This window comes from Microcystis sp. T1-4 (assembly GCF_000297435.1).
Classification (GTDB): domain Bacteria; phylum Cyanobacteriota; class Cyanobacteriia; order Cyanobacteriales; family Microcystaceae; genus Microcystis.
This window is the reverse complement of the sequence record NZ_CAIP01000413.1, coordinates 1-20,564: the sequence shown is the minus strand read 5'-3', so window position 1 is coordinate 20,564 and position 20,564 is coordinate 1. Positions and strand designations below refer to the sequence as shown.

Sequence of the window (20,564 nt, the reverse complement as noted above, 5' to 3'; positions counted from 1 at the left end):
TCACAGCTATGGATAAGACTTTATACGAACAGGATTACTATCTCTGGTTAGATAAAACCATATCTTTGCTAGAAAATCGCCAGTTTTCTGAGTTGGATTTAGAAAATTTAATTGATGAAATAAAAGATATGTCCAGAAGAGAACGTCAGAAGTTAGAGAGTTTACTAACTAAACTCTTGGAGCATTTACTTAAATTAACTTATTGGCAATCTAAGCGCGATTACAATAAAAACAAGTGGCGACGTGAGATTTTAAATTTTCGCATTCAAATAAAAAGAATTATTAGCAACAAAAAGGATGGAACTTATAATACAAACTTAGCATCTTACCTCACCGAGATTCTTGAGCCATGTTATGAGGATGCTTGCCATCTATTTGTCGAAGGTTCTGGCATCGATAAAAGACTTTTAAGTGCTACACCTATTGGATCAATCGACCAAATTTTAGATGAAAATTGGTTTCCTGAGTTTCTCGGAGAGGATTAAGCAATGAAGAGTGATTTATACGAAAAAGATTACTATCTCTGGTTAGATAAAACCATATCTTTACTAGAAAATCGTCAATTTTCTGAGTTGGATTTAGAAAATTTAATTGATGAAATTAGTAGTATGGGGAAAAGTGAGAAACGAAGTTTAGAAAGTTATTTAACTCGGTTATTAGAACATTTGCTGAAACTAGCTTACTGGCAGTCGGAATTAGAATATAATCAAAGAGGATGGAAAAATGAAATTAGGAATTTCCGTCGTGCCATAAAAAGAATTATTGCCGATAGTCCTAGTTTACAGCCTTATCTAATTGAAATTTTTAACAACTCTTTTCAAGAAGCTCGTATTTCTTTGATCGAATTATCTGGAATGGCTGAAAATTTGGTCAGTTTAGCTCCAATTTGCACTATAGAACAGGCTTTAAATGAGGATTGGTTTCCTGAAATCTCAAAATAATATTGACAGAGTATAAAAGCAAGTGAAGTGGGTAATTATGGAAAAGAAATTATACGAAAAGGACTACTATCTCTGGCTAGAGAAAACAATTAATTTACTGGAAAATCGCCAGTTTTCCGATTTAGATTTAGAGAATTTAATTGAAGAAATCAAATCTATGTCTATCAGTCAACAGAAAGCATTAAAAAGCAATCTGATCGTAATTTTATGGCATTTACTAAAATACTTACAAGAGCCAGAAAAACAAACCAGAAGCTGGGCATTAACCCTTTTTGAGCATCGCGAAAGAATCGAAGAAGATTTAGAAACTAGCCCTAGTCTTAAGATTTTTTTAACAGAAGAAAATTTAAAAAAATGCTATAACAAAGCCAGAAAAAAAGCCGCTATTGAAACAGGGATAAACCTCGATAAATTCCCGAAGGACTGCCCATTTACTTTGGCAGAAGCCCTAGATTTTGAATTTATTCCTAATCAAACCATTTGACTTTTTACCGAAAATCTATTATAACCTAAAAGTGCCATAATATCCAAGTAATCATGTCCTTACATTTAGTTAATTCTTGCCATTCGATGCCCATTTCCCCGATCTTCAATCCAGCGGGAGATGATGCGATCGAAAACCGTTCGATCTGGTTTGGTAACACCACTAACCTGATGCAATTAAACGATGTCCGCTACACCTGGGCGGTGGGTTTATATCAACAAATGCGCGAAAATTTCTGGATTCCGCAACGCTTAGATATCACTCAAGACGTGACTGAATACGGGCATCTTACCGATGAAGAAAGATATGCTTATGATGGTATTTTGTCCTATCTAACTTTTCTTGATTCCGTACAAACCTGTAATATTCCCCACCTAAAAGGTAGCGTCACTGCGCCAGAAATTAGTCTTTGTATGGCGGAACAAATTTCCCAAGAAGCCATGCACAATCAAAGTTATCAATACTTAATTGAAACCATTATTCCCTCGGATCGCAGAGGTGAAGTTTATGACTTTTGGCGCACCGATAAAGTTCTCAGGGATCGCTGTGAATTTATTGCTAGTCTCTACCAGCAATACATCGACAAACAAACTACTGAAAGCTATTTTATCGCCCTTCTTGCCGACTATTTACTGGAGAGTTTGTATTTTTATAACGGCTTTATCTTTTTCTATAATCTTGCTTCTCGACAGCTAATGTCCGGTAGTGCTGACGTTTTCAAAATGATCAACCGGGACGAATTAAGTCACGTCCGTTTGTATCAAAAACTTATTCCCGAAGCCATGGCAATTTTTCCCCATTCCGTTGAACAGATTTATGAGATGTTCGATAGTGCCGTTAAACACGAATGTCGCTGGACAAATCACATCGTTGGCAACGACATTTTAGGTATTACCGAATACAGTACCGAACAGTACACTAAATACCTCGCTAATATTCGGCTAAAAGCGATCGGACTTGAGCCTTTATACAGGGAAGAAAAGTATAACAAAAGTCCCTATAACCATCTGGAACGCTTCTCCGATACCAAAAAAGAAGGCCACACCAAAGCGAACTTTTTTGAAGCAACCGTTACCAGTTATGTTATGTCTTCTGGCTTAACGGGATGGGATGAAATTTAAAATTTACAGGACAAGAATAACCGAATTTATTACCATAAAGTGGCAACTTTGTCAAATATTTTGACAACTTTTGACCCTCTCTTGCAGAAATACCGACAATCAGCAAATGCGTTTCTGGGTTTGGGGGTAGAACCCCCCAAAAGCCTAGATTGACTGATAAAATCGGAAGTAATGACCAATTTTAGAAGATATACTTAGGGCTTGTTCAATAAATCTAAAAACCTTGTTGGATAAGGTTTTTAGACTTTTTTGACCTCAAAAAGTGCCGACCTTTGGAGTGATTGGGGGGAAAATTCAGGGACTTTTTCCCTGAAAATTAGGTAATTGACCCCCTCAAAATCGGTAAAACCCTACACCCCACTTGCCCCCCCGATGTCGGGGGGGTTGGGGGGGCCACACCCTGTCCCCACGAAAAACTTTTTGCCGCAAACCCTAATTATGACGATTGCCATCATAATGAATTCTCGCCCCGGCCCATTGCAATTTTTCCTGTAGAGTCTGATAAAAAGAATAGCTTTCCCGCAGGATAATAAATTGGGCGAATTTTTCAGCTTTGGTAACTCCCACCCATTGCCCAGGCCAAATGGAAGTGGCCAAAGCGCCATCCATCCAGAGTTTAGTATTTAATTCGTAGTCTCCCAGAGGCCAAATACTGACCAGGGATGCCGGGGGAATGACAATCGGCCGACTGGAGAGACTCAAGGGACAAATCGGGGTGACAGCAATCGCTTCCATGCCGGGGTGTATAATCGGGCCATTAGCGGAAGCGGTGTAACAGGTGGACCCCGTGGGAGTAGCCACTAATAAACCGTCTCCTTGGTACTGATCTACTATTTCCCCGTCCACCTCGATTTCCAGGATCGAGGTGGGCATCCTATCGATACTAGCGGGTTTCACACACATCTCATTCAGGGCATAAAATGCCTCGCTCACTGCCTGGGGGTTTCTTTTATCCCCTTCATAGATTCTGGCCTTTAACATCATCCGTTGTTGTACCGCATAGTGATCGGATTGTAAACGCTCCCAGACCGTCTCCGTATCTTGGAAAATCTCAAAAGGTTCCGTTAAAAATCCCAGATGGCCGCCGACATTCACCGCTAAAATCGGAATGTCTTCGTGAGCTAAATAGCGAGCGGCGGCTAAAATGGTTCCATCTCCGCCCAAAACGATGGCGAGGTCGATTTTTTCCGATGCTGAGGCTAAAAATACTGGATAGGGATTATCTTTAAAGCCACTGGGTCCCATTAAAACTTTACACTGACGGGCTTCTAACTGTTTAGCGCATTTTTCCGCCCATGCTTTACTTTGGGGATGGTTGGCCTTATGGGCAATGATTACTTGTTTTAACTGCACGGAGTTGAGACCTTGTTCGGAGGTTCTATATTTTTAACAATACCAAGACTGGGCAGATCGGGTGAAAAGTAACAGGTAAAAAAGGGGATTGGGGGAATCACCTCGGCCTCACTGTAGCCAATTTGACAGAATTAATCGATAGATAGGGGTAGATGGAAGTAACTAGGATAAGCTCGCAGGTTTTAGCAATGTTATCCCGTTTTTTCCCTGTAAATGCTGTATCTATGCGGCTTTTTCCCAATTATCTCTCTCAACACACCTACCACTTAATTTCCATGCAGGGTTATAATTCTATTAAGATGTGTAACAATTCTCTGGCAAGTTCTTGACAAAGGATAACAAATCTGCTCTCCCAAAAAACAGGAAAGGTTTTATTTCTATGACATTAATTCAAACCGCCCAATTATCGCTAGAAACTTTGGCTTTAGCCTTTTTTAAGCAGACAGAAGGACGCTGGCAATCCCAGAGACGTTATTACACCCTCACCCAAGAAACGGAACCCCAAGAAGTTATCAGTGCCATCGAGATTAAATATTTACCCCAAGGCAGCGAACCATTAATTCAACTGGCCCGTTTACATAATCTGGAAGATACAACCTTATTAGGTGGCACGGAAGTGACTTGGCAAAGTAATTATCTCCGTCCCCAGAGTAAAAAACCCTCCAACGGTTCCACTATATTCGGTATTTTAGATAATATTCTCTATCGCGATCGGGGATTTGCGACGGATAAACCCGTTAGTGCCATTTATACCTTTCCTAACCCCTCTACTCTCTGTCTGAGAACAGAATACGCCGGTTCTGTCTTTGAAGAAGAAATTAAACTCATCGGTCAACAATATCGCACCCGACAAACGATTATCTCTCGCGCCGGTCAAGAATTGATGATCGGTCAATATCTAGAAAAACGGGTCAATTAATCAAAAAAATGGCGGCTATTCCCATAATTTTGACTTTTATCCTAGGAATAGGGCTGAAATCAAGTCAGCCCTTCCAATAACTCCCCTTTAAACTGGGGTTAAATTGTCCTGATTCTGACTAGCGAGAAACTTCTCTAATTCCGTAATTGCATCGGCATCGACCTTAGTTTGCATCGGACAGAATTTCGGTCCACACATCGAACAAAACTCCGCAGTCTTATAGATATCTGCGGGTAAAGTCTCATCGTGGTATTCCTTAGCGCGATCGGGATCCAAAGATAACTGAAATTGACGATTCCAATCAAAATTATAACGAGCAATGGAGAGTTCGTCATCACGATCGCGCGCCCCGGGACGATGACGGGCGATATCTGCCGCATGAGCCGCTATTTTGTAGGCAATTAAGCCATTTCGCACATCTTCAGCGTTGGGTAAACCGAGATGTTCTTTCGGGGTGACATAACATAACATCGCCGTCCCGTACCAACCCGCCAGAGCCGCCCCGATCGCCGAAGTGATATGATCGTATCCTGGGGCAATATCAGTGACAAGGGGACCGAGAACATAGAAAGGTGCTTCGCTACACTCCTCCATTTGTTTTTTCACATTAAACTCAATTTGATCCATGGGAACATGGCCAGGTCCTTCCACCATCACCTGTACATCGTGTTCCCAAGCGCGGCGCGTCAGTTGCCCGAGGGTTTTCAATTCCGCTAATTGGGCCGCATCGGAAGCATCGTGGGTACAACCGGGACGCAGGGAGTCACCAAGACTAAAAGAAACGTCATAACGCTTGAAAATCTCGATAATTTCATCGAAATGGGTGTAGAGAGGATTTTGCTTGTGGTGGTGCAGCATCCACTTGGCAATAATACCACCACCCCGGGAGACAATCCCAGTCAGACGAGTTTTGACTAAAGGCAGATGTTCGATGAGGATTCCCGCGTGAATCGTCATGTAATCCACCCCTTGCTGGGCGTGTTTTTCGATAATGTGGAGGAAATCTTCGGCGGTGAGTTTTTCAATATTGCCGTGAACACTTTCCACCGCTTGATAGATGGGTACAGTACCGATGGGGACGGGAGAAGCATTGATAATCGCGGTGCGAATTTCGTCCAAATTACCGCCCCCAGTGGAGAGATCCATCACCGTATCGGCGCCGTATTTGACCGCTAGGTGTAATTTTTCCAGTTCTTCGTTAATATTCGAGGAGTTAGGCGAAGCCCCTATATTAGCATTAACTTTACACTTAGAAGCAATACCGATCGCCATGGGTTCGAGGTTGAGGTGATTGATATTAGCGGGAATAATCAGTCTTCCTCGGGCGATTTCGCTGCGAATCAATTCGGGAGAGAGATTTTCCCGTTTTGCCACATAAGCCATCTCTTCGGTAATTATCCCCTGACGGGCGTAGTGCATTTGCGATACATTTGCCTGTCCGCGCCGGGGGGCAACCCATTCTTGTCTCATAATTTTATTTCCTCTGTAAACAGCTTCCCTACGCTGGAATTACCCAGTCTCAGGTTCTAAGGGTCTTTCTCAGCCTGATTATCCCAGACACCCCTAGCTATGACGGCAATTGTACCACTGTTGAGGACTGAGGAGATAAAGCTTAAGATTGTTGTTTGATTGGGCAGTTAGGCTAAAACCCACTTAGACCCCCTACACTAGAAATAGTAATTTTAGAAAAATCCCCGGTGATTCAGAAGCAGTTCCCTGTCTCAAGGTCGCGAGAGGACTCCCGTTAAACCGCTACGCGGTTAACTGGATATGAATCGCCACCAGAATGAAACTAACGCGGTAGGGTCTCCACTTTCCGGGAGTTTTGGTTCTCGACGTATTTTTTTAGTTGTTCGACGGTAACGCCGCCACAACTAGCCACGAAATAAGCTCCCGTCCAAAAATAGGGTTTGTTGTCGAAATACTTTGCCGCTAAGTAAGGAAATTCTTTTCTAATTAAGCGACTACTAACTGTTTTAAGGTTAGCGATTAGTTTGGTCCATGATTGTAATTATAGCGTTTCCTGTTCGCAAGAGATACATTATCGATGGTGAAAAGCTTAATTAGCAAAGGTTAAACTGTGCCACACAGGTGTGAGAACCGCTATAGTTGATATCCTAGGCAGTAAGTGTTACAATTTAACGGCTCTCCCAGGTTTGGTGGGTAAAATGTATTCTAAGATACATTCCTTCTAGCGAGGGAGTGGAAGGAACCACAGAGACACAGAGGACACAAAGATCGATCCTATGTAAGTTAAACTGATCACACAGAACCTAGAAGAGCCATTTAACTATACATCACGCTCACGAAAGACAGTGATAACGCTTACCTACCAGTACAAACTAAAGGTAAACAGACAACAGGAACGGGAGATAATCCACATTCTTGATGTTTGCAAAAGCGTTTATAATTACGCTCTTTCAGAACGGAAAGATTGGTTAAACTCTCGAAAGTGTCTTGCGGATCGCTGTTCGTTAGTTTCCGAGTACATAATTCCTGCGGATGAACCCTATCCAAATTACTTCGTTCAAGCTAAAAATATAACGGAAGCTAAAAAAGTTTACCCGATATTAAAGACGATTAACGCTCAAGTCTTACAGCAAGTCTTAAAAACTGTAGATAAAGCTTTTGACCAGATAAAATCGAAAGGCTTCGGCTTTCCTAGATTTAAGAAAAAGATGCGAAGTTTTGTTTTCCCCGCGCTCTCAAAAAGCTTTCTAGGTGACGAATACTTAAATTTTCCACAATTGGGAAAAATTCGGATTAGGAAATCCAGAAAGTACCCGCCCTGGTTCGAGCCTAAACAAGCTCGAATTATCCAAAAAGCGTCGGGATTTTACGTTTCGGTTTCCTTCCAATCTACGGAATTAGTTCCCGATATGACAGTTGGGAAAACCTGTTTAGGAATTGACGCGGGGATTGAGAGTTTTGTCGCTACTTCACGGGGAGATTTAATCAAAGCCCCTCGATTTTTGTTAAAAGTACAGAGTCAGCTTAAATTGCTACAAAGACGCTTGAAACATCAAGTCAAAGGCTCAAACAATTGGTTAAAACTCCAAGAGAAGATAGCAAGATTACACGAAAAAGTGTCTAATACTCGCAGAGATTGGCACTTTAAACTAGCTCATTATCTTGGTGATCTTGCTGATAATATCTTCGTTGAGGATATTAACTTCATTTCCTGGTCTAGAGGGATCGTTAGAAAACAATCTCTGGATTCGGGTATCGGTAGTTTTATTAACGAGATACTACCGTTTGTCGCTTGGAAACGGGGAAAATATTATCTTAAAGTCGATAAAAACGGAACTTCCCAGGAGTGTCCGAATTGTGGCGCAATTACTGGCAAAAAAGCGTTATCGGAAAGAGTTCACCGGTGTGATTCTTGCGGCCACATTGAACCGAGAGATACGGCATCAGCAAAGGTAATCGAGAACCGAGGAAAAAACGCGGTCGGACTGACCGTGTTAGAAAACGCTCGCGGAGGCGGTCGGTTGGGGGTCGTTCAGTTAAACCTGTTTGATCTAGTCAAGAGCAGATGAACCAAGAATCCCACGCTAAACCGCTCGCGCGGTTTAGCGGGGGAGAGTCAAGCTTCCACTAAACGAAAAGCCGCACCCAAACCGACAGCGATCTCATCGGGAGAAATTCTGCCATCATGGTTAATATCGATCGCATCGAATACCGCATCGGTTCCCGCCCATTCTTCCCGGGTGATGAAACCATCCCCATCATGATCATAGACTCGGAAAATATCTTCGGCGGCGTGTTCGAGGGTTGACTGACCTTCCAACTGGGTTAAACGTTGAATCAGCAATTGTTCCAATAATTCTAAAGCTTTGGTAAAACCTTGAATACCTTCCGTTAGTTTTTCGGAAGCCATGGCATCTTCGGCGTGCATTTTCGCAAAAGTCGCTTGATCCATGGCAATTTTGACAATATCAAGGGTTGCGGCCTGTGCTGGATCGAGCTTACGGGGTAAATCGGCTTCTGTCCCTTGCAATTGTTCGAGAAGTTTCGGGGAAATGGTTAAAAGATCACAACCAGCTAACTCGCAAATTTCGCCGATATTGCGGAAACTTGCCCCCATAACTTCGGTTTTATAGCCAAACTTTTTATAGTAGTTATAGATCTGGGTAACGGATTGGACTCCTGGATCTTCAGCGCCAACGTAGTCTTTACCAGTTTCTTTTTTATACCAATCGAGAATCCGACCGACAAAGGGAGAAATTAAGGTTACTCCCGCCTCCGCACAGGCGATCGCCTGATGGAACCCGAATAATAGGGTTAAATTACAGTGAATGCCCTCTTTTTCGAGGACTTCTGCGGCTTTAATCCCTTCCCAAGTCGAGGCAATTTTAATTAAGACTCTTTCTCTAGAGATACCCGCTTGTTCATACTGGGAAATGAGATAACGGGCCTTGTCGATGGTAGCTTGGGTATCGTAGGAAAGACGGGCATCTACTTCGGTGGAGACGCGGCCGGGGACGATTTGCAGGATTTGCAGACCAAAACCGATGGCTAGGCGATCAAAAGCTAATGTGGCCACATCTTCCGGGGTGGCCTGCTTTCCCAATTCTTTTCTGGCCGCTTGCAGGGTTTGATCGACAATCGGCCGATATGGGGGCATTTGGGCCGCGGCCGTAATCAGGGAGGGGTTAGTGGTGGTATCCTGGGGGGTAAAAGCTTCGATCGCTTGGATATCGCCGGTATCGGCAACAACCACTGTAAATTGGCGTAATTGTTCTAGTAGGGTTTTAGCCATAACTTCTCCAGATGCGTGTTAACGCGAGACATTATCTGGATCTTAGCGATTCGATCGAAAGGAAGGGGAAAATTCCCGATTGATTTAATTCCCAAGCATGAACCAGGCCAAAGTGGGGATAAGCGCAGCAATCTTGGGGCCACTTCTTGCCCAAAGTCCTCTATTTGTGATATTATTAGTGATTGTGTCGATTTAATAAAAGGGAGTTTATGCCCAAGCTAAAAACGCGAAAGGCGGCGGCCAAACGATTTGAGGCCACGGGAAGCGGCAAAAAAATCAAACGTCGCAAAGCCTTCAAAAATCACCTACTCGATCATAAGAGTGCCGAACGCAAGCGCCGTCGTTTGTCCCAGATTACCTTGGTACACGAGCGCGACGAGAAGGAAGTGCGCTTAATGTTGCCCTATTTGTAAATTTTCCAGAAAAATTGTCTAAAGGATTATCATGTCTAGAGTAAAACGGGGGAATGTCGCCCGCAAGCGACGCAAAAAAGTTCTCAAATTAGCCAAAGGTTTTCGCGGTTCCCACTCGCGCTTATTCCGTACCGCTAACCAACAGGTAATGAAGGCCTTGCGGAATGCCTATAGAGACCGTCGCAAACGTAAACGCGATTTTCGTCGTCTTTGGATTACCCGCATTAACGCCGCTGCTCGTCAACAGGGCATCAGTTACAGCCAACTAACCGGACAATTAAAGAAAGCTAATATCCTCCTCAATCGGAAAATGTTAGCCCAATTAGCCGTCCTCGATCCCGTCGCTTTTGCTAAAGTGGTAGAAACAGCCAAAGGATAATTTAGCCCCGAGCATGACGGAAACTTGGCAAACGATTCAATTCCCCAGTTCAGAAAGTGCGATCGCTTTAGCGGGTCATCAAGAAGCTAACCTCAAATTGATAGCCAGGCAAACTGGGGCGAATTTAGTCCTCAGAGGCATGGAATTGCGGATTGCGGGACAACCAACCCCGGTGGAGCGTGCCACAGCGATTGTGCGCTCCTTAAGTATTTTATGGCAAGAGGCCAAGTTAATCGCCGAAGCCGATATTATGACCGCTATCCATGCCCTCGATACGGGGCGTTCTAGCGAGTATAAAGAACTACAGCAGGATATTCTCGCCCGTACCCGTCGCGGGGAGCTAATTCGGGCGAAAACCTTCCGTCAGCGTCAATATATTCAAGCGATTCAAAGTCACGATATCACCTTTTGTATTGGACCGGCTGGCACGGGGAAAACCTTTTTAGCCGCCGTTTTGGCCGTACAGGCTTTATTAGAAGATAAAGTAGAACGGATTATCCTCACCCGGCCAGCCGTGGAAGCGGGGGAAAAATTAGGCTTTCTCCCGGGGGATTTACAGCAAAAAGTCGATCCTTTTTTGCGTCCCCTCTACGATGCTTTATACGAATTTATCGAAGCGGCCAAAATTCCCGACCTGATGGAACGGGGTAAAATCGAAATCGCACCCTTAGCTTATATGCGGGGACGAACCCTAGCTAATGCTTTTGTTATCGTTGATGAGGCCCAAAATACCACCCCAGCACAGTTAAAAATGGTCTTAACTCGCTTGGGATTCGGTTCGCGCATGGTAGTAACTGGAGATGTCACCCAAACCGATTTACCCCAACCACAGGAATCGGGGTTAATTGCCGCTCAAAAAATCCTCAAATCAGTAGAAGGGATTGCTTTTTGTTACCTATCCCGGGCCGATGTGGTGCGTCATCCCCTAGTACAAAAAATCGTCTCAGCCTACGAACAGCACGAAAAATAACCGATTGTTGAGATAGTCCCACATCTACCATTGGGTTAGAAGTCATTATTGAGGAGACAGAATTCAGGAGTCAGCTTTTTTCTCCCCTCTCCCCACTACCCCACCCCCTGCTCATAGACAGTCTTAACAAGTAATTTAGATACACCAACAGCCGCTCAGTTATTAGTATTCTCCCCCATCATTTTTTTTCTGGTCTAAAAGATGATTATAGATCACACTTTTGAGAGATTGCCAAAAAGGAACTAATAAAATACTCAGAAGTAAGAAAATAGTAATCAGACCATAGGAAAACATCGCCATTTGTCGGAAAAAAAGAGGATTTTCCGTGAGCGTTTGCCAGTCCTCTACCGATTCCAAACTACTATAAAAAGAGGAAAAATTAACCCAAAGGGGAATTGAAGCCAAAGCTACTGACAGAAGATAAACTGGAATAATTAATAAACTGGCAATAAATATCACTCCCACAATTCTCCACGCCGAGTTTTTAGTTAAATGCCAAGCTCTCTTGATTGCTTGCCAACTGCCTAAATTATCTTCAATTATTAAGGGCAATTCGGCAATGCAAATGCGAGCAGATAACCAAAGGAAGAAAAAAGGAAGACAGAAAGAAGCCAGTAAAATAAGCAATACACCAAGGATGGGGATAAAACTGACTAGCATCAGAGGCAGCATTATCGGCAAGATTATTGCCGCTCCTAACAAACCGATCAAAACCTGCATCCACCACAAGCGCCACATTTTAGGCTTAACTTTTTTTTCCGCTTGTCCGGCAGTTTCTGGCTGATAAATGATGTCTTGAAAAGCTAATCGTGAGATAACCGCATTATTGAAAAGATACTTAGCAGCCGAGAAAATTTGTATCGGGAAAATAAATAAACGTAAACCCATATCGCTGCCTTGTTCGGGGGTAATTGTTTGATAAAGTAATTGACTGAGAATTAATTGCAAAACTAAGGGAAGAAGCGACCACAAACAGGCGCGGACAGCAAAGAATACATAAGTTGGGAAGCGATCACGATAAAGACGGAGGGCAGTATTAATCGTATTGCCAATATTCAAAGGATCGAGGGAATTGTTAGTCACGGCGGGACTCCTTACAGAACGCCACCACTATATTAGGTTAAGTAACTAATAACAGCTAAAAACTTCCAATTTAATCAATATTTCCAGCAAAGACAACAATTTTGCTAAAGTGGTAGAAATTGACCAACGATTCAATTCCCCAGTGGAGAAAGTGCGATCGCATTGATGGTCTTAACTCGCTTGGGATTCGGTTTGCGCATGGTAGTAACCGGAGATGTCACCCAAACCGATTTACCGCAACAACAAGAATCGGGGTTAATTGCCGCTCAAAAAATCCTAAAATCAGTAGAAGGGATCGCTTTTTCTTACCTATCGCGGGCCGATGTGGTGCGTCATCCCCTAGTACAAAAAATCGTCTCAGCCTAGGAACAGCACGAAAAATAACAGATTATGGATATTAAACATGGTTTCGTCGATGCGGTGGGTCATACTCCCCTAATTCGTCTCAATAGTTTTAGCGAGGAAACTGGCTGCGAGATTCTCGGTAAGGCCGAATTTCTTAACCCCGGTGGTTCGGTCAAGGATCGGGCCGCTTTATATATTATTCAAGAAGCGGAAAAAGCCGGTACTCTCCAACCGGGGGGAACCGTTGTCGAAGGAACCGCCGGCAATACTGGCATCGGTTTGGCCCATATCTGCAATGCTAAAGGTTATAAATGCCTGATTATCATTCCCGATACCCAATCCCAAGAGAAAATCGACCTATTGAGAACATTGGGTGCAGAAGTGCGTACTGTTCCCGCCGTTCCCTACCGAGATGCCAATAATTACGTTAAATTATCGGGGAGATTGGCCAGCGAGATGGAAAATGCTATCTGGGCCAATCAATTCGATAATCTGGCTAATCGTCGCGCTCACTACGAAACCACCGGCCGGGAAATCTGGGAACAAACCGACGGTAAAATTGACGCTTGGGTGGCTGCCACGGGAACCGGGGGAACCTACGCGGGGGTGGCGATGTTTTTAAAAGACCAAAATCCGCAGGTGCGTTGTGTGGTGGCGGATCCGATGGGTAGCGGTTTATATAGTTATGTGAAAACCGGGACAATTACCCTGGAAGGTAGTTCAATTACTGAAGGGATTGGTAATAGTCGTATTACGGCTAATATGGAAGGCGCACCCATAGATGATGCCATTCAAATTGATGATCCCACTGCTATTAAAGTTGTTTATCAACTATTACAAAAAGATGGTTTATTTATGGGAGGTTCTGTGGGTATTAATGTTGGTGCTGCGGTGGCTTTAGCTAAACAAATGGGGCCGGGCCACACCATAGTTACTGTTCTTTGTGATGGTGGGGCCCGTTATCAATCTCGTTTATATAATCCTCAATGGTTGGCTGAGAAAGGATTGGCTTAAATTGTTGTTAGGGTTAAGTCAGCCTTCAGCTAGATTAAGGCGATGAAACCCGAATCTTACAGGACAATAAAGAATTATCCCAGCGGGGATTAGTGGAGATCATGGGAGGGGGAGGGCAACAATGAGGGAAGGCAGCAAGGGAAAATGAGGCGCAATGTTTGGCAAGCACTTGAGACAAGATAGACAATAATACTGATAACTATCATTATTAGGAGAATCATTAGATGTCAGTTACTATTGAACAAGACCTCAAGGAAATTTTAGGTTCAATTAATCAGAAGTTAGATAATCTGCAAAAAGATGTTATGGATATTAAAATAGTACAGGCAAGATTAGAGGAAAAAGTCGATAGTTTAGAAAAAGATATTGAAGGAGTAAAAGAAGATACAAAAGAATTAAAAGGCTCTCAGAAAGCCCAGATTTGGACGTTAATCGGCATCTTGGGAACAGCTTTAATAGGAACAGTGATTCGCTATATTATTCTCCCTTTTCCTCAATCATAATTAAGACAATGAACGAAGAAAGTAGCCAAGCCTACCTAAACCTGATTAATCAGCTATTATCCTGCAATGATGGCGATGAACCCCGAATATTACAGGAAAATCGGGAACTATTGGATCAGAGTTTGGTGACAGAATTATTAAAAGTAGCGGATAATCTAAGGCTAAGAAGCGATCTCAATAATGCGAATCGTTTAATGAATATTGCAGGAAATTTGCTACAAAGCTATTCCTCTTCCTCTATAAAGACGGAAACTAACTATCTCAATTTCTTAATCGAGACATTACAAAAAATCTCAGAAAATTCCAACCCTCAAGTAATTTATCCCTTTTGGGCGCAAAATCTTGATAAATTGGATGATAATTTAGCGCAAATTCTAGACAGTCGGGTGAGAGAGATATTAACGCAAGTCACGCCAGAACAAGCCCATTCTATCGCTTTTATTATTGCCAATTTCAGTAACTTAATTGCACAATTTCCCCTCGGTAACATCGCCACCCACAAAGAAATTGCCATCACGGGTTATGAAATAGCTTTAAATATCTTTACTTTTGACGCATTTCCCCAAGAATGGGCAGCGACACAGAATAATCTTGCCTTAGCTTACAGTAACAGAATCAGAGGGGACAAAGCTGATAATTTAGAAATGGCGATCGCCGCTTACCAAGAAGCCTTAAAAGTGTTGACTTTTGACGCATTTCCCCAAGATTGGGCAATGACACAGAATAATCTTGCCTTAGCTTACAGTGACAGAATCAGAGGGGAGAAAGCTGAGAATTTAGAAATGGCGATCGCCGCTTACCAGGAGGCTTTGAAAGTTTATACTTTTGACGCATTTCCCCAACAATGGGCAATGACACAGAATAATCTTGCCTTAGCTTACAGTAACAGAATCAGAGGGGACAAAGCTGAGAATATAAAACAAGCAGTCATGTGTTATCAAAACGCTTTACAAGGATATGAAACCGCAGGAGATTTCCTGAATGCCGCAGAGATGGGGTTAACATTAGGTAAAATTAAAGTAGATCGAGGAGAATGGTATCAAGGATTAGCTTATTTAGAAAAAAGTCTTAAAATTTATCGTCAATTTGACGATCTCAAAAGTCGTGCTGATACCATTTATCAAATTGCTCATACCCATCACCTAATTGGAAACCATGAAAAAGCCTCTATTTATTATCGGGATGCTTTGCGCTTTTATGAATATCTAAAACATGATAGAGGTGTTGCCTTTTGTCAAGCAAGTTTAGGAAGACTCATGTTGCAAATTGGTTTTGTCGAAAAAGCTGAAGAATTATTAAAGAAGGCTACTTTTATTTTTAAAGAACTGAATAATGAACAAGAAATTGCTAAAATAGCAGAAGTTCTGAATTGCCTTGCCAAAATTAAGGAGAAACAAGCTGTATGAATGAAGCAGATCGCATTTGGGATGAATTAGATAATATCTATTCTCAATGGGGAATAACAGAAATTCCTTTTTCTGAAAGTGCTTCAACATTGAGGGAATCGCAGTTAAGAAAAGTTTTTACTGGGAGAAGTCAAGAATTAAAACCAGTTTTCAGCTTATTAAAAGGAAAAGAGCGTAAAAGATTGTTAGTTTACGGTTTGATTGGTATTGGGAAAACGGCATTTATTTTAGAAATTTTAGATGTTCTAAAACGTAAAGCAACTAAGACTTTAACTGCCTATATCAGTTTGCCAGCTAATACAGATTTAGCTACGATTGCATTAATTGCTTTAGCTCGTGAAATGAAAGAAGATGAATGGGCGCAACAATTCTTAAATCAAATGGGATTAATTTCAGCCCAACCTTTAAGACAACGAGAGAATACAGCTAAATTTGGAATTGCAGGAATTGGTGCAGAATTAAAAGAAAAAAGTATTGATATTAATAAACCACTCTTTCCTGAACTTAGTTTTGAAGACTTATTAAAAAGAGCATTAAAAAAATATGAGCGAGTGATTATTGCTGTTGATGACTTAGATAAACAAGATCCTGCAACTGTAAAACAATTACTTTTAAACGCTCAAGGAATGCTAAAATCAGGAGCATGGTTTATTTTGACCGGTCATCCTTCGGGTTTAACCAGAGATATTTTAATTAGTGAAAGAGGATTATTTGATTTTGCGATTAAATTAGAACCTCTTGAACAATCTGTTATGTATGAAATGCTGGTTAATTACCTTAACAGTGTACGTTCTCAAGATTGTCAATATTCGGTAAAAGATCCCCAAGCAGTTAAACCTTTTACACCAGATACAGCTAAGATGTTGTGTGAGAGATCTAATGGTGTTCCGCGTTATTTAAATCGTTTAGGTAGCTATATTTTACAGAAAGCATCTGAATTAAATGCCGAAACTATTACACCTCAAATCTTAGAAGAAGGATTTATTTATGCTGACCAACAAATGCGAGGTCTGCCAGGATTAACCCCAGCAGATTTTATGTTGATAGATTTAATTCTAGAAAGGGATAAATTATCAGATGAAAATATTACTTTAGAAGATTTACAAAAGTTGCAAGTTCAAGAATTTAGTGAATTACTTCCAATTATTGACAAATTAGTAGAATTAGATTTAATTAGAAGATTGCCTAATGACCAAGCTATAGAATTTGCCTTAACTCCATTATTATTACCTTCTCAAGAAACGCAAAAATAAATCGCCATATCGTCGCCATCTAAAGCAGCGATCGCACTTAGATTATCTGCCAATTCAGCGCGAAACTGGGCAATTTCTTCGGGAGTAACTTTAGTTGATTCAATATCCATAGGTTGTTCTTATTTACAGACAATACTGATTGTATAGTTTCTATTTTGCCATCTAAAGTGTTAATCTAACTGGTCACTGATAACTGAAAAGGTTCTTAATTCCCTACCATTGTGATAATTACTGTCATTTAAACCACGACAAAATTAACTAATTTGCCCGGGACAACAATCACTTTTTTGATTTCCTTACCCTCTAAATAACGTTGGGCGATTTCTGATTCCAGGGCGAGGGTTTCTAGGGTGCTTTTATCGGCACTAGCGGGAACTTGTATCGTGCCTCTGGTTTTTCCCAAAATTTGGATGACAAGGGTAATCTCGTCCACAATCAGGGCAGTGGGATCAACTTTTGGCCAGGGTTGCAGGTGAATTGATTGGCTATGGCCTAAAGCTTGCCATAATTCTTCGCTAAGATGGGGGGCAAAAAGGGAAAGTAAGATTAATAGGGTTTCCATTCCTTCCCGATAAATGGGGGATGCAAAACACTTATTATCCCCTAAAGCGTTACTGAGTTTCATCAATTCGGAAATGGCGGTATTAAATTGATAATCTCCTTCTAAATCCTCGGAGATTTCTTTAATAGCGGTGTGAATTGCCCGTCTTAAATCCTTGTCAGTTTTCGAGAAAGTTTCTATTTTTTTGACTTGCTTGGGTTTATTTTCAATATATTCGCTGACTAAACGCCACACCCGATTAAGAAAGCGAAATTGTCCTTCTACCCCCGCATCATCCCACTGTAAATCTTTTTCTGGGGGTGCAGTAAAAAGTATAAACATTCGGGCAGTATCAGCCCCATATTTTTCGAGAACTTTCAGAGGATCAACGCCGTTATATTTCGACTTAGACATTTTTTCAAAGAAGAAAGATAGAACTTCTCCCGTGTCTTTATCGCAATATTTATCCTCTTTATAGATAACATTTTCTGCGGGGACATATTTGCCAGTTTCGGGATTTTTGTAGGTTAATCCCTGTACCATTCCCTGGGTTAACAGACGGTTAAAAGGTTCATCGACATTAACTAAACCTCGGTCCCTTAAAACTTTGGTAAAGAAACGAGAATAGAGTAAATGTAGGATAGCGTGTTCGATTCCTCCGACGTATTGATCCACGGGCATCCAATCATTAACCTTCTCGAATTGAAAGGGTATATCTTCATTTTTAGCATCGGTATAACGGAGGAAATACCAACTAGAATCGATGAAAGTATCCATGGTGTCCGTTTCCCGTTTTGCGGGAGTGCCACAGCGAGGACAATCCACATTTACCCAGTCTTCTAATTTGGCTAAAGGGGAAGCACCTCGACCGCTAAATTCGACATTTTCCGGTAAAGTAACGGGTAAATTATCGATAGGTACTGGTACGGTTCCACAGTTAGGACAGTGGATAACAGGAATCGGACAACCCCAATATCTTTGACGGGAAATTAACCAATCCCGGAGACGATATTGTATTCTAGCTTTGCCGTAACCTTGGGCAGTGGCATAATCAATAATAGCGGTTTTTCCTGCTGTAGAATGCAGACCATTAAATTGAGCGGAATTAATCATAATTCCCGCTTCTGTGTAAGCATCTTTTAACTCAATTTCGCCACTTTCTGGAGTAATAACTATCTTAATTGGCAGGTTATTTTCCCGAGCAAATTTAAAATCGCGACTGTCGTGAGCCGGGACTCCCATTACTGCACCAGTACCGTATTCGTAGAGGACATAATCAGCAATTAAAATCGGAATTTCTTCACCAGTAAAAGGATTAATTGCCAGTCCTCCGGTTTTAATACCGCGTTTGGGTTTATCTTCGGCAGTTCTTTCTAATTCGCTTTCGCTGGCTATCTCTTGAATAAAAGTTTCTACGGCCGATTTTTGTTCGGGAGTGGTAACTTGTAAAGTTAAGGGATGTTCGGGAGCAAGTACCACATAAGTCACTCCATAAACCGTATCGGGACGAGTGGTAAAAACAGCAATTTTTTCTGTGGAGTTAACAAGAGGAAATTCTAAATAAGCACCTACCGATTTACCAATCCAGTTCGCCTGCATGGTTTTAACCCGTTCCGGCCAACCGGTAAGCTTATCTAAATCAGTGAGTAATTGTTCGGCATAATCGGTGATTTTTAGGAACCATTGCCGGAGTAATTTTCTTTCTACTTTAGCACCCGATCGCCAAGATTTTCCTTCACTATCTACCTGTTCATTGGCCAAGACAGTTTGATCGATAGGATCCCAATTCACTGCCGCTTCTTTTTGGTAGGCTAATCCTGATTCAAAAAACTGTAAAAATAGCCATTGGGTCCAACGATAATATTCCGGGGAACAGGTGGCAACTTCTCTTTCCCAATCGATAGATAATCCTAACTGTTGTAATTGCCGTTTCATCTGGGCAATATTTTGGTCTGTCCATTTTGCCGGAGGAACTCCCCTTTCAATAGCGGCATTTTCTGCGGGTAATCCGAAAGCATCCCACCCCATGGGATGCAGCACGCGATAACCCTGCATTCTTTTCAGACGGGCAATCACATCGGTAATAGTATAGTTGCGAACGTGACCCATGTGCAGGTTGCCCGATGGATAGGGGAACATGGAGAGGGCGTAAAATTTCGGTTTATCGGCGTTTTCTGGGGTTTTGTCCAATCCCATTTGCTGCCAAATCTTCTGCCATTTCTGTTCGATTTCTGCGGGGTTGTACGGCACTGGGGTCTTTTCTCCTGAGTTTTATCTATCCTTCCTATTTTACAGCAGCCGGCTGGGGGCGATTGCCAGTCTTGGGGCTATCCACCCTAGCAAAAACCCTCTCGGTTTTAGTGGTTAATTTGCACGGGGAATATTAAACCTCTTGCATAATTAACTTTTGAGGGTTCAAAAACGTCAAAAATAAGGATTAAATTGCATAAAATCTGTAAATAGACCATTTAACTGATTATTATTTATTCTTAATTCTCCTGACTACTGACTACTGACTACTGACTAGAAAATAGAAGCTGAAATAACGCCAATTCGTCGATCATAAGCTAAGACGCATTTAAAGCACTTATTCTTAAGATTAGCCGAATCTCCCCCAATCCCTTTACTGTTGCCTCTTGCCTCTTGCCTCTTGCCTCGTATCAACAAGCAATTTAAATGCTTAACAGCTTACTAAATCCGTTGAGTATAAGCTACATATCAGGAGAGGTACTCCTGCAAGTGGAGTGACTCTTAAATTATTACAGATGTGTCAGCAGCTGCGTGTAAGCATCCCACCGAAAAACTAATGCGCGGGGGGTTTGGGGGCGGCGCCACGCCCCCAACGGGGGGTTTGGGGGGTAGAACCCCCCAAAAGCTTGGATTGAGCGATAAAGTCGGAAGTAATACTAAATCCCTTGAGTCTAGGCTACATATCAGGAGAGGCACTCATGCAAAAGGGGGAATAAATAATCCGTTTTTAATAACCAGATTTAGGATCAGAATATTTTCATGTTTGGCGGTGTAACTTGTTGCATCAGGACTGACTCCTAACCCTAACAACAATTTTTGATTTTGGC

The 20,564-nt window shown here is 42.0% G+C and carries 19 protein-coding genes, 2 pseudogenes and 1 riboswitch; of the genes and pseudogenes, 14 read left to right on the top strand and 7 right to left on the bottom strand.

What is annotated here, in order from left to right; all coding sequences use genetic code 11:
- Nucleotides 1-8: 8 nt before the first annotated feature.
- From MICAI_RS19825 to MICAI_RS19810, 4 genes are read left to right on the top strand one after another with little or no spacing between them, the layout of a single operon-like run.
- On the top strand, nucleotides 9-485 hold the full coding sequence (locus MICAI_RS19825; RefSeq protein WP_008206356.1) for a DUF29 domain-containing protein: 477 nt from the start codon (nucleotides 9-11) through the stop codon (nucleotides 483-485).
- A 3-nt stretch (nucleotides 486-488) separates the two neighbouring features.
- The gene (locus tag MICAI_RS19820; protein WP_008206355.1) at nucleotides 489-941 is read left to right on the top strand and encodes a DUF29 domain-containing protein; all 453 of its coding nucleotides are present in this window, start codon (nucleotides 489-491) and stop codon (nucleotides 939-941) included.
- 37 nt (nucleotides 942-978) lie between these two features.
- Complete coding sequence (locus MICAI_RS19815; RefSeq protein WP_008206352.1) at nucleotides 979-1,425, top strand: DUF29 domain-containing protein; 447 nt, start codon at nucleotides 979-981, stop codon at nucleotides 1,423-1,425.
- Between the two features lie 53 nt (nucleotides 1,426-1,478).
- Nucleotides 1,479-2,546, top strand: a complete 1,068-nt coding sequence (locus MICAI_RS19810; RefSeq protein ID WP_008206350.1) for a ribonucleotide-diphosphate reductase subunit beta — start codon at nucleotides 1,479-1,481, stop codon at nucleotides 2,544-2,546.
- A 432-nt stretch (nucleotides 2,547-2,978) separates the two neighbouring features.
- Here MICAI_RS19810 and MICAI_RS19805 read toward each other — a convergent pair whose 3' ends face one another.
- Nucleotides 2,979-3,899, bottom strand: a complete 921-nt coding sequence (locus tag MICAI_RS19805; protein WP_008206349.1) for an NAD(+) kinase — start codon at nucleotides 3,897-3,899, stop codon at nucleotides 2,979-2,981.
- Between the two features lie 379 nt (nucleotides 3,900-4,278).
- Between MICAI_RS19805 and MICAI_RS19800 the strand changes: the two genes are divergently transcribed.
- The gene (locus tag MICAI_RS19800; RefSeq protein ID WP_002738011.1) at nucleotides 4,279-4,818 is read left to right on the top strand and encodes a phycobiliprotein lyase; all 540 of its coding nucleotides are present in this window, start codon (nucleotides 4,279-4,281) and stop codon (nucleotides 4,816-4,818) included.
- An 87-nt stretch (nucleotides 4,819-4,905) separates the two neighbouring features.
- On the opposite strand, the gene thiC is transcribed toward MICAI_RS19800, so the two are convergent.
- Both thiC and MICAI_RS24530 read right to left on the bottom strand, forming a co-directional pair.
- Entirely contained in the window at nucleotides 4,906-6,288 is a 1,383-nt protein-coding gene (thiC, locus tag MICAI_RS19795; protein ID WP_002781074.1) for a phosphomethylpyrimidine synthase, read from the bottom strand.
- Between the two features lie 8 nt (nucleotides 6,289-6,296).
- Nucleotides 6,297-6,393: riboswitch (TPP riboswitch) on the bottom strand.
- 217 nt (nucleotides 6,394-6,610) lie between these two features.
- Nucleotides 6,611-6,817, bottom strand: a pseudogene (locus tag MICAI_RS24530) (transposase); the annotation flags it as partial.
- 316 nt (nucleotides 6,818-7,133) lie between these two features.
- Between MICAI_RS24530 and MICAI_RS19790 the strand changes: the two are divergent.
- Nucleotides 7,134-8,357 carry an RNA-guided endonuclease InsQ/TnpB family protein gene (locus tag MICAI_RS19790; RefSeq protein ID WP_008206348.1) on the top strand — a complete coding sequence of 408 codons (1,224 nt, stop codon included), beginning with the start codon at nucleotides 7,134-7,136 and terminating at the stop codon, nucleotides 8,355-8,357.
- 47 nt (nucleotides 8,358-8,404) lie between these two features.
- On the opposite strand, the gene MICAI_RS19785 is transcribed toward MICAI_RS19790, so the two are convergent.
- Nucleotides 8,405-9,580 carry a transaldolase gene (locus MICAI_RS19785; protein WP_008206347.1) on the bottom strand — a complete coding sequence of 392 codons (1,176 nt, stop codon included), beginning with the start codon at nucleotides 9,578-9,580 and terminating at the stop codon, nucleotides 8,405-8,407.
- Nucleotides 9,581-9,789: 209 nt separating this feature from the next.
- On the opposite strand from MICAI_RS19785, the gene rpmI reads away from it, so the two are divergent.
- Genes rpmI through MICAI_RS19770 form a run of 3 tightly spaced genes read left to right on the top strand, consistent with a single transcriptional unit; the run spans nucleotide 9,790 to nucleotide 11,342 of the window.
- The gene (gene rpmI, locus MICAI_RS19780) at nucleotides 9,790-9,993 is read left to right on the top strand and encodes a 50S ribosomal protein L35 (RefSeq protein ID WP_002781071.1); all 204 of its coding nucleotides are present in this window, start codon (nucleotides 9,790-9,792) and stop codon (nucleotides 9,991-9,993) included.
- Between the two features lie 31 nt (nucleotides 9,994-10,024).
- A complete protein-coding gene (gene rplT / locus MICAI_RS19775) occupies nucleotides 10,025-10,372 on the top strand; it encodes a 50S ribosomal protein L20 (protein ID WP_002739593.1) in 348 nt (115 codons plus the stop codon).
- A gap of 13 nt (nucleotides 10,373-10,385) precedes the next feature.
- Nucleotides 10,386-11,342 (top strand): PhoH family protein, encoded by a 957-nt coding sequence (locus tag MICAI_RS19770; protein WP_002786759.1) that lies wholly within the window; start codon nucleotides 10,386-10,388, stop codon nucleotides 11,340-11,342.
- Nucleotides 11,343-11,504: 162 nt separating this feature from the next.
- Here MICAI_RS19770 and MICAI_RS19765 read toward each other — a convergent pair whose 3' ends face one another.
- Nucleotides 11,505-12,425, bottom strand: coding sequence for a hypothetical protein (locus tag MICAI_RS19765; protein ID WP_008206346.1), 921 nt, complete (start codon nucleotides 12,423-12,425; stop codon nucleotides 11,505-11,507).
- A gap of 165 nt (nucleotides 12,426-12,590) precedes the next feature.
- Between MICAI_RS19765 and MICAI_RS19760 the strand changes: the two are divergent.
- The 5 genes and pseudogenes from MICAI_RS19760 to MICAI_RS19740 all read left to right on the top strand — a co-directional run.
- Nucleotides 12,591-12,791: pseudogene (locus tag MICAI_RS19760) on the top strand (PhoH family protein); the annotation flags it as partial.
- A gap of 24 nt (nucleotides 12,792-12,815) precedes the next feature.
- On the top strand, nucleotides 12,816-13,784 hold the full coding sequence (locus MICAI_RS19755; RefSeq protein ID WP_008206341.1) for a cysteine synthase A: 969 nt from the start codon (nucleotides 12,816-12,818) through the stop codon (nucleotides 13,782-13,784).
- A 224-nt stretch (nucleotides 13,785-14,008) separates the two neighbouring features.
- A complete protein-coding gene (locus tag MICAI_RS19750) occupies nucleotides 14,009-14,287 on the top strand; it encodes a hemolysin XhlA family protein (protein ID WP_004162819.1) in 279 nt (92 codons plus the stop codon).
- Nucleotides 14,288-14,295: 8 nt separating this feature from the next.
- Nucleotides 14,296-15,693: a tetratricopeptide repeat protein gene (locus MICAI_RS19745; RefSeq protein ID WP_008206339.1), complete on the top strand. Its 1,398-nt coding sequence runs from the start codon at nucleotides 14,296-14,298 to the stop codon at nucleotides 15,691-15,693.
- Nucleotides 15,690-16,946, top strand: a complete 1,257-nt coding sequence (locus MICAI_RS19740; RefSeq protein WP_002775660.1) for an ATP-binding protein — start codon at nucleotides 15,690-15,692, stop codon at nucleotides 16,944-16,946. The genes MICAI_RS19745 and MICAI_RS19740 overlap by 4 nt, the downstream gene beginning before the upstream one ends.
- Here the strand turns inward: MICAI_RS19740 and MICAI_RS27610 are convergent.
- Nucleotides 16,928-17,056 carry a hypothetical protein gene (locus tag MICAI_RS27610; RefSeq protein WP_255348763.1) on the bottom strand — a complete coding sequence of 43 codons (129 nt, stop codon included), beginning with the start codon at nucleotides 17,054-17,056 and terminating at the stop codon, nucleotides 16,928-16,930. The two genes, MICAI_RS19740 and MICAI_RS27610, sit on opposite strands and share 19 nt — an antisense overlap.
- Nucleotides 17,057-17,184: 128 nt before the next feature.
- Nucleotides 17,185-19,737, bottom strand: a complete 2,553-nt coding sequence (leuS, locus tag MICAI_RS19735; RefSeq protein ID WP_008206335.1) for a leucine--tRNA ligase — start codon at nucleotides 19,735-19,737, stop codon at nucleotides 17,185-17,187.
- Nucleotides 19,738-20,564: the final 827 nt, after the last annotated feature.

Bases quoted from the DNA above. Each gene is read 5' to 3' on its own strand.
- MICAI_RS19825 (WP_008206356.1), top strand. From the start codon at position 9: ATGGATAAGACTTTATACGAACAGGATTACTATCTCTGGTTAGATAAA.
- MICAI_RS19820 (WP_008206355.1), top strand. From the start codon at position 489: ATGAAGAGTGATTTATACGAAAAAGATTACTATCTCTGGTTAGATAAA.
- MICAI_RS19815 (WP_008206352.1), top strand. From the start codon at position 979: ATGGAAAAGAAATTATACGAAAAGGACTACTATCTCTGGCTAGAGAAA.
- MICAI_RS19810 (WP_008206350.1), top strand. From the start codon at position 1,479: ATGTCCTTACATTTAGTTAATTCTTGCCATTCGATGCCCATTTCCCCG.
- MICAI_RS19800 (WP_002738011.1), top strand. From the start codon at position 4,279: ATGACATTAATTCAAACCGCCCAATTATCGCTAGAAACTTTGGCTTTA.
- thiC (WP_002781074.1), bottom strand. From the start codon at position 6,288: ATGAGACAAGAATGGGTTGCCCCCCGGCGCGGACAGGCAAATGTATCG.
- MICAI_RS19785 (WP_008206347.1), bottom strand. From the start codon at position 9,580: ATGGCTAAAACCCTACTAGAACAATTACGCCAATTTACAGTGGTTGTT.
- rpmI (WP_002781071.1), top strand. From the start codon at position 9,790: ATGCCCAAGCTAAAAACGCGAAAGGCGGCGGCCAAACGATTTGAGGCC.
- rplT (WP_002739593.1), top strand. From the start codon at position 10,025: ATGTCTAGAGTAAAACGGGGGAATGTCGCCCGCAAGCGACGCAAAAAA.
- MICAI_RS19770 (WP_002786759.1), top strand. From the start codon at position 10,386: ATGACGGAAACTTGGCAAACGATTCAATTCCCCAGTTCAGAAAGTGCG.
- MICAI_RS19755 (WP_008206341.1), top strand. From the start codon at position 12,816: ATGGATATTAAACATGGTTTCGTCGATGCGGTGGGTCATACTCCCCTA.
- MICAI_RS19750 (WP_004162819.1), top strand. From the start codon at position 14,009: ATGTCAGTTACTATTGAACAAGACCTCAAGGAAATTTTAGGTTCAATT.
- MICAI_RS19745 (WP_008206339.1), top strand. From the start codon at position 14,296: ATGAACGAAGAAAGTAGCCAAGCCTACCTAAACCTGATTAATCAGCTA.
- MICAI_RS19740 (WP_002775660.1), top strand. From the start codon at position 15,690: ATGAATGAAGCAGATCGCATTTGGGATGAATTAGATAATATCTATTCT.
- MICAI_RS27610 (WP_255348763.1), bottom strand. From the start codon at position 17,056: ATGGATATTGAATCAACTAAAGTTACTCCCGAAGAAATTGCCCAGTTT.